Source organism: Tenacibaculum sp. 190130A14a (assembly GCF_964048965.1).
In the GTDB taxonomy this organism is placed as follows: Bacteria; Bacteroidota; Bacteroidia; order Flavobacteriales; family Flavobacteriaceae; genus Polaribacter; species Polaribacter polynesiense.
In genome coordinates this window covers 3452558-3464913 of sequence record NZ_OZ040189.1, presented here as the reverse complement: position 1 = coordinate 3464913, position 12356 = coordinate 3452558, and the positions used below count along the sequence as shown (strand labels likewise).

General features: G+C 31.4%; 13 protein-coding genes. 12 read left to right on the top strand and 1 reads right to left on the bottom strand.

Annotation, left to right across the window (positions count from 1 at the left end):
• Window position 1 precedes the first annotated feature (1 nt).
• The 10 genes from ABNT22_RS16105 (at window position 2) to rlmN (ending at window position 9748) form a co-directional block, all read left to right on the top strand.
• Window positions 2–889, top strand: a complete 888-nt coding sequence (locus tag ABNT22_RS16105) for a glycosyltransferase family 2 protein (protein WP_348717650.1) — start codon at window positions 2–4, stop codon at window positions 887–889.
• 59 nt (window positions 890–948) lie between these two features.
• Entirely contained in the window at window positions 949–2055 is a 1107-nt protein-coding gene (locus tag ABNT22_RS16100; RefSeq protein WP_348717651.1) for a glycosyltransferase, read from the top strand.
• Window positions 2045–3211 (top strand): glycosyltransferase family 4 protein, encoded by a 1167-nt coding sequence (locus ABNT22_RS16095; protein WP_348717652.1) that lies wholly within the window; start codon window positions 2045–2047, stop codon window positions 3209–3211. The genes ABNT22_RS16100 and ABNT22_RS16095 overlap by 11 nt, the downstream gene beginning before the upstream one ends.
• Complete coding sequence (locus tag ABNT22_RS16090; RefSeq protein WP_348717954.1) at window positions 3204–3809, top strand: sugar transferase; 606 nt, start codon at window positions 3204–3206, stop codon at window positions 3807–3809. Before ABNT22_RS16095 ends, ABNT22_RS16090 begins: the two co-directional genes overlap by 8 nt.
• On the top strand, window positions 3802–4434 hold the full coding sequence (locus ABNT22_RS16085) for an acetyltransferase (protein WP_348717653.1): 633 nt from the start codon (window positions 3802–3804) through the stop codon (window positions 4432–4434). Before ABNT22_RS16090 ends, ABNT22_RS16085 begins: the two co-directional genes overlap by 8 nt.
• On the top strand, window positions 4427–5560 hold the full coding sequence (locus tag ABNT22_RS16080) for a DegT/DnrJ/EryC1/StrS family aminotransferase (RefSeq protein WP_348717654.1): 1134 nt from the start codon (window positions 4427–4429) through the stop codon (window positions 5558–5560). The genes ABNT22_RS16085 and ABNT22_RS16080 overlap by 8 nt, the downstream gene beginning before the upstream one ends.
• A gap of 37 nt (window positions 5561–5597) precedes the next feature.
• The gene (gene rfbC, locus ABNT22_RS16075) at window positions 5598–6146 is read left to right on the top strand and encodes a dTDP-4-dehydrorhamnose 3,5-epimerase (protein ID WP_348717655.1); all 549 of its coding nucleotides are present in this window, start codon (window positions 5598–5600) and stop codon (window positions 6144–6146) included.
• Between the two features lie 137 nt (window positions 6147–6283).
• The gene (locus ABNT22_RS16070) at window positions 6284–7513 is read left to right on the top strand and encodes a 3-phosphoshikimate 1-carboxyvinyltransferase (RefSeq protein WP_412766895.1); all 1230 of its coding nucleotides are present in this window, start codon (window positions 6284–6286) and stop codon (window positions 7511–7513) included.
• 66 nt (window positions 7514–7579) lie between these two features.
• Window positions 7580–8629 carry a tRNA preQ1(34) S-adenosylmethionine ribosyltransferase-isomerase QueA gene (gene queA / locus ABNT22_RS16065; RefSeq protein ID WP_348717657.1) on the top strand — a complete coding sequence of 350 codons (1050 nt, stop codon included), beginning with the start codon at window positions 7580–7582 and terminating at the stop codon, window positions 8627–8629.
• A gap of 78 nt (window positions 8630–8707) precedes the next feature.
• Window positions 8708–9748 (top strand): 23S rRNA (adenine(2503)-C(2))-methyltransferase RlmN, encoded by a 1041-nt coding sequence (gene rlmN / locus ABNT22_RS16060; protein ID WP_348717658.1) that lies wholly within the window; start codon window positions 8708–8710, stop codon window positions 9746–9748.
• A gap of 12 nt (window positions 9749–9760) precedes the next feature.
• Here rlmN and ABNT22_RS16055 read toward each other — a convergent pair whose 3' ends face one another.
• Window positions 9761–10315: a hypothetical protein gene (locus ABNT22_RS16055; RefSeq protein ID WP_348717659.1), complete on the bottom strand. Its 555-nt coding sequence runs from the start codon at window positions 10313–10315 to the stop codon at window positions 9761–9763.
• A 59-nt stretch (window positions 10316–10374) separates the two neighbouring features.
• On the opposite strand from ABNT22_RS16055, the gene ABNT22_RS16050 reads away from it, so the two are divergent.
• Entirely contained in the window at window positions 10375–11352 is a 978-nt protein-coding gene (locus tag ABNT22_RS16050; RefSeq protein WP_348717660.1) for a polyprenyl synthetase family protein, read from the top strand.
• 152 nt (window positions 11353–11504) lie between these two features.
• Window positions 11505–12356, top strand: a complete 852-nt coding sequence (locus ABNT22_RS16045) for a hypothetical protein (protein ID WP_348717661.1) — start codon at window positions 11505–11507, stop codon at window positions 12354–12356.

Sequence of the window (12356 nt, the reverse complement as noted above, 5' to 3'; positions counted from 1 at the left end):
TATGAAAACATTAACAGTATTTACACCAACATATAACAGAGCATATTGCTTACACCAAATTTATGAAAGTTTATGCAGGCAAACATCAAAAGATTTTTGTTGGCTTGTAGTAGATGATGGTTCAAGTGATAATACGAAAGAATTAATTGCTCAATGGAAAGAAGATGATATTATTGATCTAGAGTATATCTATCAAGAAAATCAGGGTATGCATGGTGCTCATAATACAGCTTACACCAACGTTAAAACTGTAATTAATGTGTGTATCGATTCAGATGACTTTATGCCAGATAATGCGGTAGAGTTAATTATCGATAAATGGGCAGAAGTAAAGGATGATGAAAGATTGGCTGGTATTGTAGGGTATGATGTTTACAAAGATTATAAAACGGTAGGAACAAAATTGCCTGAAAACTTGACAAGTACCACTTTAAGTGATTTGTATTATAAATACAATGTAAAAGGAGATAAGAAGTTAGTTTTAAAAACAGCGATTGTAAATCAATACCCAAAATATCCAATTTATAAAGAAGAAAGATTTGTGCCCTTACATACTTTGTATTTAATGATAGATCAAGATTATGAACTGGCTTGTTTAAACGAAGCGTTGTGTGTTGTAGAATATATGCCCGATGGTTCTTCTTTAAATATTTTTAAACAATATAAACGACATCCAAGAGGATTTAGATATTCTCGAAGAATTGAATTAAAATATTTAAAAAATTTAAAAGCAAGAATAATCAAAACATTGCACTTAATTTCTTCCACACTGTTTATAGGAGATTATAAGTTTTTTAAAGATAATCCAGCTAAGTTTTTAACTTTTATTTGTTTGCCTCTAGGACTGCTTTTTCATCTTTATATAAAAATGAAAATAAGTAAAAGCTAATATTACTTTTACAGTTGATTTAATAAGAATAAAAGAAAGGGATTTAATAAAGTTACAAGATGAGAGTTTTACAAATCATTAATTCATTAAATACAGGAGGAGCAGAAAAATTGTTGTTAGAAACCATTCCTTTGTATGTAGAAAGAGGGATAAAAATGGACATCCTTTTACTGTGGGACAATAATTGCATGTTTACAGAAAAACTCAAAGCTCTTGACTGCTGTAAAGTTTACGTAATTAATGAAAACAAAAGCGCCAGGTCTATATATAATCCGCTTAATATATTTAAAATTGCTAAGATTATAAAAAACTACGATTTAGCGCATGTACACCTCTTTCCTGCTCAATATTTTACAGTTTTTGCTAATATTTTTACGGGCAGTAAGTGTAAACTAATTTTTACAGAGCACAATACTTCTAATCGAAGAATTAATAATAAAATTTTTAAATCAATAGAGAAGTATATATACAGTAAGTATGTTAAATTGGTTTGTATTAGTGATGAAATAAAAAATATTTATCAAGAATATTTGAGCTTTAAAGAAGATAAAATTGCCATGATTAATAATGGTGTTTATCTTGAAGGAATTTATAATGCTGTTCCTTTAAAAAAGAATCAATTAAATACATCACTAAAAGAAGAAGATGTGGTAATTGTTCAAGTCTCAGCATTTAGACCACAAAAGGATCAAAAAACATTGATAAAAGCCATTAAAGAATTAGATGACAAGTACAAGTTATTGCTTGTTGGAGGCGGAACAACTATGGATGAACATATTTCTTTAGTGAAAGAATTGAAGCTAGAAGAAAGAGTTTATTTTTTAGGACAACGTGATGATGTTAATAGGATTTTAAAAAGTGCTGATTTAGTAGTGTTGTCTAGTTTTTACGAAGGACTATCTTTAGCTTCTATTGAAGGATTAGCTTCAGGGAATCCATTTATAGCTTCTGATGTGCCTGGATTAAGAGAAATAGTGAAGAATTACGGAGTACTTTTTGAAAGAGGTAATGTACAAGAATTAGTAGATAAAATATCAGAGTTAACTGAAAACCAAGATTTGAATAAGAGAGTAACAACATCATGTCAAGAAAGAGCGAAGCATTTTGATATAAAATTGATGTTGGACAAGCATATAAATTTATATCAAAAGGTATATGAAGGTTAAGCTTATTCGTACTTCAACAGTACCCATATCCTTAAATGTTTTATTAAAAGGACAGTTGAATTTTTTAAATAAAAAGTTTAAAACAATTGCTGTTTCTTCTCCAGGAAAAGACCTTGAAATTGTAAAGGAGAGAGAAGGAGTAATGGTTAAAACTGTTTCGATGGAACGAAGCATTTCTCCGGTCAAAGATTTAGTGTCTTTAATTAAAATGTATATTCTTTTTATTAAAGAGAAACCTCAAATTGTACACTCAATTACTCCAAAGGCAGGACTAATTTCTATGATTGCAGCTTATTTGGCAAGAGTCCCTATAAGAATGCACACATTTACCGGGCTTATTTTCCCTTCAAAAGAAGGTGTTTTGAGAAGGATACTTATTTTTATGGATAGAGTATTGTGTTTTTGTGCAACAAATATATATCCTGAAGGAGAAGGTGTTAAGAATGATCTTGTAAAAAGTAAAATTACTAAGAAAGAATTAAAAGTGTTGGCCAATGGAAATGTCAACGGTGTAGATTTAGAACATTTCAATGCCAATAAGATAACTTCAACTGAAATACACAACCTTAAAAAACAATTAGAAATTGGTGAAGGTGATTTTGTTTTTGTTTTCGTCGGGAGACTTGTTAAAGATAAAGGAGTTAATGAACTTGTAGAAGCCTTTAATAAACAAAGTTTACTGCATACAAATGTTAAATTGGTGTTAGTAGGTTCAATGGAGATTGAGCTTGACCCTCTTAAGAAGGAAACATTAGATATAATTAAGGGGAACCAAAGAATTATTAGTGTTGGATATCAAAATGATATTCGCCCTTATTTGACTATAAGTAACGTGTTGGTTTTACCTAGTTATAGAGAAGGATTTCCAAATGTTGTGATTCAAGCCGGAGCAATGGGGTTACCTTCAATAGTAACAGATATAAATGGAGCTAATGAAATCATTATAAATAGAGAAAATGGTTTGATTGTTCAGAAAAAAGAAGTAGAAGTACTTTTTGAAGCAATGCAGAAGTTATATAGTGATAATGAGCTATATTGTAAACTGAAAGAAAATACTCGAGTATTAATTGAAAGTCGTTACGATCAAAAAGTAGTTTGGAATGCGTTACTAAATGAATATCAAGATTTGTTAAAAAAGAATAAGTATGTTGTATAAGAGAGGAATTAAGAGAGTGATAGATTTTGTCATATCTTTTGTAGCTTTAATTATTTTAAGCCCGGTTTTTATCTTAGTAACGTTGTTTTTAACAATTGTAAATGGAGGAAAACCATTTTTCTTTCAAGCAAGACCTGGAAAGAATGAACGAATTTTTAAAATCATAAAGTTCAAGACGATGAATGATAAGAAAGATTCTGAAGGACAATTGTTACCAGATAAAGATCGATTAACGGCCGTTGGAAATTTTGTAAGAAAAACTTCCCTAGATGAAATACCTCAATTATTGAACGTTATTAAAGGAGATATGAGCTTGATTGGTCCAAGACCTCTTTTACCGCAGTATTTACCTTTGTATAATCAAGAGCAGAAGCAAAGACATAATGTAAGACCAGGAATTACTGGTTGGGCACAAATAAATGGAAGAAATACAATTTCATGGCAGCAAAAGTTTGAATATGATGTATGGTATGTTCAAAACCTGAGCTTTATTTTGGATTGTAAAATAATACTTAAAACGATTAAAAAAGTTTTTGTTTCAGAAGGAATTTCTTCTGGTACAAGTGTAACAATGGAAGCTTTTACAGGGAATGAATAAATCAAAATACTTTTTATACGGAGCGAGTGGACATGGTAAAGTCATTTTAGAAATTCTTGAATCTTTAGATATAAAGGTAGAAGGTTTTTTTGATGATGGAGAGCGCGTTCAAAATAGTATTTTAAATACTCCCGTGCTGGGAAAGTTTTTGACTTATGATTGGGATCAAAATGATACAATAATTATTTCAATAGGGAATAATATCATAAGAAAGAAAGTATCGAACGAATTAAAAGTTTCTTTTGGAAAAGCAATTCATCAAAAATCTATAATTTCGCCAAGTTCATCAATAGATGAAGGGACAGTTGTAATGGGAGGAGCAGTAGTAAATGCTCAAACAACAATCGGAAAGCACTGTATAATTAATACAAATGCAAGTATTGATCACGATTGTGTTATTGAAGACTTTGTGCATATTTCACCCAATGTTGCTTTAGCTGGAAATGTAAAGGTAAAAGCAATGTCGCATATTGGAATTGGAGCAAGTATTATTCAAGGTGTAGTTATAGGTGAAAATGTTACAATAGGAGCAGGGACTGTAGTTATTAATGATGTTCCTGATAATACAGTAGTTGTTGGTTGCCCAGGAAGAGTTATAAAATATAAAGAAATAGAAAATGGATAAAATTTGGCTTTCTTCACCACACATGGGAGGAGGTGAACAGAAATATGTACAAGAAGCATTTGATACGAACTGGGTGGCCCCTTTAGGACCAAATGTAAATGGTTTTGAGCAAGACTTAGAAAGCTATGTTGGAGAAGAAGCTAAAGTAGCATGTTTGGCCTCTGGAACATCAGCCTTACATTTAGCATTGATTTTAGCAAATGTTGAAAATGGTGATGAGGTAATTTGTCAAAGCATGACTTTTTCAGCATCGGCTAATCCAATAAAATATCAAGGAGCTACGCCGATTTTTGTAGATAGTGAAAAGGAAACATGGAATATGTGCCCTTTAGCTTTAGAAAAAGCAATTGAAAACGGAATCTCGAAAGATAAAAAACCCAAAGCAGTTATTGTAGTTCATTTATATGGTATGCCTGCTAAGATGGATGAAATTTCGGCTCTTTGTAAAAAACACGAAATAACTCTTATTGAAGATGCTGCTGAAGCACTTGGGTCTACATACAAAGGACAAAAGTGTGGAACCTTTGGAGATTTTGGTATTTTATCATTCAATGGAAATAAAATTATTACAACTTCTGGAGGAGGAGCTTTAGTTTGCAAAACAGAAGAAGCTAAACAAAAAACCATTTTCTTGGCAACACAAGCAAGAGATAATGCACCACATTATCAACACTCGCAAATAGGTTATAATTACCGTATGAGTAATATAGTTGCAGGTATTGGTCGAGGACAAATGGAAGTGTTAGATAAACATATAGAATTAAGAAGAGCAAACCATAAGTTTTATAGTGAACTTTTTCAAGGTGTTCAAGGAATAAAAGTATTTACTGAGCCTAACGAAACCTTTTTCTCTAACCATTGGTTAAGTTCTATTGTGGTAGATAGTTCTGTAACTGGTTTTTCAAGAGAAGATATGAGACTAGCCTTGTTAGAATATAACATAGAGTCTCGTCCTTTATGGAAACCGATGCATTTACAACCAGTGTTTAAAGATTGTGAATATTTTGGAGGAAATGTGTCTGAAGATTTATTTAATGATGGATTATGTTTGCCTTCTGGATCTAACTTAACCGATTCAGATAGAGAAAGAATTAAAGATGCAATTTGTAAACTATTGGCTAAATAAGCTAGTATAGTCCAATTTTATTTAAGAACGTAAATAAATGAATTTTGTTAAAACAGATATTCCTGATGTTATCATTATAGAACCAAGAGTTTTTAAAGATGAACGTGGTTTTTTTTTCGAGTCATTTAACCAAAAGATTTTCGAAGAAAATATAATGAGGGTTGATTTTATTCAAGACAATGAGTCGAAATCAACTAGAGGAGTTTTAAGAGGGCTACACTTTCAAAAACCACCCTATACACAAGCAAAATTAGTTCGCTGTATTCAAGGTGAAGTTCTAGATGTCGCAGTAGATATGAGAAAGGAATCGCCTACATATGGAAAGTATGTTTCAGTGCTGCTTTCTGAAGAAAACAAAAAACAAGTCTTCATTCCTAGAGGTTTTGCTCACGGTTATATTGTACTTTCTGAGGAAGCCCTTTTTGCTTATAAAGTAGACAACGTGTATGCACCAAAGCACGATACAGGAATTCAATGGAATGATCCAGATTTGAATATAGATTGGAAAATAATAGAAAAGGACATTATTTTATCAGAGAAGGATAAAAATTTAGGTTCACTAAAAGAATTCGATTCACCTTTCTAGAAATAAACGACTGAACTTAATTGTGACATAGAATCGTATAATTTGTCTATAAAGAGTACTGGAAAACTTTTGCTTGTAAAAAATAATCGCCACCTTAGCACCGTATTATGTAAATGAACATAGAAAACGTTATTAAGGTGGATTTACAATTAACTACTCAACACAGAACTTTAAAAGAAAATATTACTATTTCAGGCTCAAAAAGTGAGTCGAATAGATTACTGATTTTGCAAAAACTATTTACTAGTTTAAAGATTGAAAACCTATCTGATTCAGATGATTCAAATCATTTGTTAGAAGCGTTACAGTCTAATAATGACACAGTTAATATTGGTCATGCAGGTACAGCTATGCGGTTTTTAACGGCCTATTTTTCATGTCAAGAAGGTAAAGAAGTTGTGTTAACAGGTTCTGAAAGAATGCAAAATAGACCAATTGGTATTCTAGTTGATGCATTAAGAAGTTTAGGAGCAACTATAGAATATGTAGCCAAAGAAGGGTATCCACCATTAAAGATTACAGGACAGAAGCTTAAAAAGAATAAGGTTCAAATAAATGGAAATGTAAGTAGTCAATATATATCGGCATTATCATTAGTAGCGCCAAGTTTAGATAAAGGGTTGGAGATAGAACTGATAGGGAAAATAACTTCCGTTCCTTATATAAATATGACACTTAGTTTACTAGACGAGTTAGGAGTTAAAAATTCGTTTGAAAGTAATGTGATTCGTATTTATCCGAAAGAAGAGCTTGAAGAAAAAACAATCATAGTTGAATCAGATTGGAGTTCTGCGTCTTATTTTTATTCGTTAGTTGCATTGAGTGAATTAGGTTCTACAATAGAATTAACTGCTTATAAACAAAACAGTTTACAAGGAGATAGTTGTTTAGCTTCAATTTATGAGCATTTTGGGGTAACTACCACTTTTAAAGAGAATTCTATAATACTTACAAAAGAGAAAGAAGTAAAAACAACTTCGTTAGAGTTAGATCTAAAGAATGCTCCAGATATTGCTCAAACCATTGCAGTTACTTGTTTTGGATTGGGAGTTTCGTGTAATTTATTTGGACTACATACTCTAAAAATTAAAGAGACAGATAGGTTAGAAGCATTAAAAGATGAGTTAACCAAATTTGGAGCAGTAATTTCTGTGACAAATGAGTCTTTACACTTGGAGTCTTCTAATGAGATGAATAAAGATGTAACGGTTAAAACCTATGAAGATCACAGAATGGCCATGGCTTTTGCTCCACTAGCATTAAAAGTGCCTCTTCGAATTTCAGAAGCAATGGTAGTAACAAAATCTTATAGAAACTTTTGGAATGATATGCAGAAGATAGGAATGAATATTGAGCAGGTAAAATAAATAGCGCAATTGCTTGACAACCCCTATTCCGATATTGTATATTTGCCACCGTTAAGAAAATAAAACATGAAGTTATCAAATTTTAATTTTGAACTGCCAGCAGAGTTATTGGCAGAGTATCCATCAGAACATAGAGATGAGGCGAGATTAATGGTATTACATAGAGATACCCAAAAAATTGAGCATAAACTTTTTAAAGATTTAATCAATTATTTTGATGAGGGAGATGTAATGATGTTAAACAATACGAAAGTATTTCCTGCAAGAATGTTTGGTAACAAAGAAAAAACAGGAGCACGTATTGAAGTATTTTTATTACGTGAATTAAATGCTGAACATCGTTTATGGGATGTATTAGTAGATCCTGCTCGTAAAATTAGAATTGGTAATAAATTATTCTTTGGAGAAGACGAAAGTCTAGTAGCCGAGGTAATTGATAATACAACTTCAAGAGGTAGAACTTTACGTTTCTTATTTGATGGGTCTTATGAAGAGTTTCGTAAGAAATTATTAGAATTAGGAGAAACTCCATTACCAAAATATATCAAGCGTGATGTAGAACCTGAAGATGAGCAAAGATATCAGACGATTTTTGCTAAAAATGAAGGAGCAGTAGCAGCTCCAACAGCTGGATTACATTTCTCTAAGCATTTAATGAAGCGTTTAGAAATTAAAGGAATTGATTTTGCTGAAATGACATTGCACGTAGGATTAGGAACTTTTAATCCAGTAGAAGTAGAAGATTTATCAAAGCATAAAATGGATTCTGAGCAAATCGTTATTCCGCAAAATTCATGTGATGTTGTAAATAACGCTATTGAAACAAAACGTAAAGTATGTGCTGTAGGAACTACAGTAATGAGAACGGTAGAATCTTCAGTATCCGCTTCTAAAAGATTAAATGCATATGAAGGATGGACTAACAAGTTTATTTTCCCTCCATATGACTTTAGTATTGCAAATTGTATGGTAACAAATTTCCATACACCTAAATCAACATTATTAATGATGGTTTCTGCATTTGCTGGACATGATTTTATTATGGAAGCTTACCAAGAAGCAGTAAAAGAAAAATATAAATTTTATTCTTACGGTGATGCAATGCTGATCTTATAAGAACAAAATTGTAGTATAAATAATCTCAAACCTCACTAGCTTTTTAAAGCTGTGAGGTTTTATGTATTTTTGAAACAGATGACAACAAAGAAAAAAGATATACGTGCTTTAACTAAAGATCAACTTCGAGAGTTTTTTGTGAATAATGGTGATAAAGCTTTTAGAGGAAATCAAGTGTATGAGTGGCTTTGGCATAAAGCGGCGCATTCTTTTGATGATATGACTAATATTTCTAAGGCTACAAGGGAAATGTTAGACAGAAACTTTGTAATCAATCATATTGAAGTAGATACCATGCAGAGAAGTAATGATGGTACTATAAAAAATGCCATTAAATTGCATGATGGATTGGTGGTTGAATCTGTTTTAATTCCAACAGAAAAAAGGACTACAGCTTGTGTGTCTAGTCAAGTAGGATGTAGTTTAGATTGTAAGTTTTGTGCAACAGCTCGTTTAAAGAGAATGCGTAACTTAAATGCAGATGAAATCTATGATCAAGTAGTTGCAATAGATAAACAAAGTAGATTGTATCACAATCATAAATTAACAAATATTGTATTCATGGGAATGGGAGAGCCATTAATGAACTACAATAATGTTATAAAAGCAATTGAAAAAATTACTTCGGAAGAAGGTTTAGGAATGGCAGCACGAAGAATTACATTGTCTACGTCGGGTGTTCCTAAAATGATAAAGAAAATGGCCGATGATGAAGTACGTTTTAATCTAGCAGTTTCTTTGCATTCTGCAATAGATGAGGTACGTACATCTATTATGCCGTTTAATGCTACATTTCCTTTAGAAGATTTAAAGGAGGCACTAGAGTATTGGTATGAAAAGACCAAGAGAAAAGTGACTTATGAATATGTGGTATGGAATGGTATTAATGATAGAAAAGAAGACATAGATGCATTAATTAAGTTTTGCGGTTACATACCCTGTAAAGTAAATTTAATAGAATATAATCCTATTGATGATGGAGAGTTTCAACAGGCATCTGAACGTGCTTTAAATAACTACATTTCAAATTTAGAAATGCACGATATAACCGTAAATGTTCGTCGTTCTAGAGGGAAAGATATTGATGCAGCTTGTGGTCAATTAGCAAATAAAAGCTAAACTTCCTTCAAGCTAGTTTTCTTTAACCAAAATAGCTTTTTGAAAAACAGTAATTGGATACCCAAAAACTTCTGGAATATCTTCAGAAGTTCCTCCAGATTTAATCTTATTTTTTAAAGAAGTGAATAAAATTTCAAATTCAAGTTTGTTTTGAGAAAATAGTGCTCTTGAGCTTAGTAGATTTCCTTGTACTTCAAAAAAACTATGCAACGTGTTGTTATTTAAAAAAGTAGGCAATATAATCCCATTGTTTTCATCAACTTCAAAAATACCTTTCTCTTTATTTTTAACTATTAGTGTATAATTTCTAGGTTGTCCATTGTATACTAATTTGTAATCATATTTATGTATGGAATCAGTTTTTAGTAAATGATATTCCATTGGAATTTCTTGAGAACCTTTAGGGTTTGTTATTTGAAGAGATCCTTTATAAACTCCTATAAAGTCATCAGGGAAAACCAGTTCTTTTTCAGTGGGTTTTTGTTCGTTTTTATGAGAGTTGGTTGTCGTTTCACATCCAATAAAGAAGAAAATTGAAAGAATGCAAAAAATGATTGTATTTTTCATAAGAAACTGTTTTTTCAAATATAACCAATCCAAAATTATTTTCTACTTTTGATGTTCAAATGAAGCCAGTAGAGCAAATAAAACTTCCCATAACGAAAGAAATGGAACTCTTTGAAACAAAGTTCAAGGATTCCATGTTATCTAAAGTTCCATTATTAAATAGAATAACCTATTATATTGTTCGCCGTAAAGGAAAACAAATGCGACCAATGTTTGTGTTTTTGGTAGCAAAAATGGTTTCTAATGGAGGCTTTGATGAGCGTACCTATAGAGGAGCTTCTGTGGTAGAATTAATTCATACTGCTACTTTAGTACATGATGATGTCGTAGACGATAGTAATAGGCGTCGCGGTTTTTTTTCAATTAATGCACTTTGGAAAAATAAGATAGCAGTGTTAGTTGGAGATTTTCTATTATCTAAAGGTTTGTTGCTTTCAATAGATAATGAAGATTTCGACTTGCTAAAGCTTATTTCTATTGCGGTAAGAGAAATGAGTGAAGGAGAGCTGTTACAAATTGAAAAAGCTCGTAAGTTAGATATAACGGAAGAAGTTTATTTTGAAATTATTAGGCAAAAAACGGCTACCTTAATTGCTGCATGTTGTGGTATTGGAGCGGCATCTGTAGGAGCTAATAATGAAACTGTACAACAAATGAGAAAGTTTGGAGAGTATATTGGAATTGCTTTTCAAATAAAAGACGATTTATTTGATTATACAGAAGATAAAATCGGAAAACCAACGGGAATTGACATTAAAGAACAAAAAATGACACTTCCTTTAATCTACACATTAAACAATTGTTCACCCAAAGAAAAGAGCTGGCTCATTAATTCTGTTAAAAAACATAATACCAATAAAAAGAGGGTGAAAGAAGTGATAGCTTTTGTAAAGGCTAATGGAGGTCTGGAATATACGGTTACGAAAATGCATGATTATAAGAATAAAGCATTGGCTATTTTAGACAATTATCCAGAATCTGAATATAAGAGTTCTTTACTACAAATGATTGATTATGTGGTTGAAAGAAAAATTTAATTTGTAAGGAAATTGAATTTTAGCGACATAGTAATAAATATTACGTTTATATGTCGACAAGGTTCTTAGTACTGTTGATTGTTTTTCTTTCTGAGACGTGTTATTCTCAAACATGTTGTTCGGGTGGGGTTCCTATTTCCAATAACATAGGAATGAGTATGGAAGACAAAGGAGTTTTCCAATTTGGAATTAGTTATGACTACAATTTTTTAAATACTTTAAAAGAAGGAAACAATACTTTAAGGGATAATACTAGAAAAAGAATAACCCATTCCGCCCTTTTAAATTTAAGCTATAACATTACAAATAACTGGGCTTTCGAAGTTTTACTTACCTGGGTAAATCAAAAGAGAGAAATCAGTTCTGCTTTTGGAGTTAATTTAAGCGAAACTACTGGGATAGGAGATTGGGTAGTTTTAAGTAGGTACAAGTTTGTAAACAATAAGACATTAAGCATTTCTTCAGGAATAGGTTTAAAATTACCCACAGGTAAATCAGATATTACAAGTTCTAATGGTATTGTTTTTAATGCTGATATTCAGCCAGGGAGTAATACTTTAGACTATATAGTGATGTCTTCTTTAGATCTAAAAACAAGTTTCAGAGAAAGCTTTTCGGTATTTAGTAGGATTGTTTATAGAGTAACAGGAGAAAATGATCAGTATCAAGAAGTGAATAGGTACAAATTTGGAAATGAACTTCAGTTTTTTTTAGGAGCTACCGATCAGTTTTTGTTGTTCAAGCAAATTTTTAACCCAAGTATAAGTGTCAAATATAGAAATGCACAAAGAGATTTACTCAATGGTAGAGATATACCAAATACAGGAGGAGATTGGATTTTCTTAATTCCAAGGTTTTCATTAGAGCTAACAAATAGAATGGCTTTAAATTCAAGTGTTGAAGTACCAATATATGCTAATTTAAAAGGGATTCAACTAACTCCAACATATCGATTTAATGTTGGAATAATATATAAGTTTAAAAAGAGAGAAAAAATATTATAA

Excerpts from the sequence above, each read along its gene's own strand:
- ABNT22_RS16105 (WP_348717650.1), top strand. The coding sequence starts at position 2 with ATGAAAACATTAACAGTATTTACACCAACATATAACAGAGCATATTGC.
- ABNT22_RS16100 (WP_348717651.1), top strand. The coding sequence starts at position 949 with ATGAGAGTTTTACAAATCATTAATTCATTAAATACAGGAGGAGCAGAA.
- ABNT22_RS16095 (WP_348717652.1), top strand. The coding sequence starts at position 2,045 with ATGAAGGTTAAGCTTATTCGTACTTCAACAGTACCCATATCCTTAAAT.
- ABNT22_RS16085 (WP_348717653.1), top strand. The coding sequence starts at position 3,802 with ATGAATAAATCAAAATACTTTTTATACGGAGCGAGTGGACATGGTAAA.
- ABNT22_RS16080 (WP_348717654.1), top strand. The coding sequence starts at position 4,427 with ATGGATAAAATTTGGCTTTCTTCACCACACATGGGAGGAGGTGAACAG.
- rfbC (WP_348717655.1), top strand. The coding sequence starts at position 5,598 with ATGAATTTTGTTAAAACAGATATTCCTGATGTTATCATTATAGAACCA.
- queA (WP_348717657.1), top strand. The coding sequence starts at position 7,580 with ATGAAGTTATCAAATTTTAATTTTGAACTGCCAGCAGAGTTATTGGCA.
- rlmN (WP_348717658.1), top strand. The coding sequence starts at position 8,708 with ATGACAACAAAGAAAAAAGATATACGTGCTTTAACTAAAGATCAACTT.
- ABNT22_RS16055 (WP_348717659.1), bottom strand. The coding sequence starts at position 10,315 with ATGAAAAATACAATCATTTTTTGCATTCTTTCAATTTTCTTCTTTATT.
- ABNT22_RS16050 (WP_348717660.1), top strand. The coding sequence starts at position 10,375 with ATGAAGCCAGTAGAGCAAATAAAACTTCCCATAACGAAAGAAATGGAA.
- ABNT22_RS16045 (WP_348717661.1), top strand. The coding sequence starts at position 11,505 with ATGAGTATGGAAGACAAAGGAGTTTTCCAATTTGGAATTAGTTATGAC.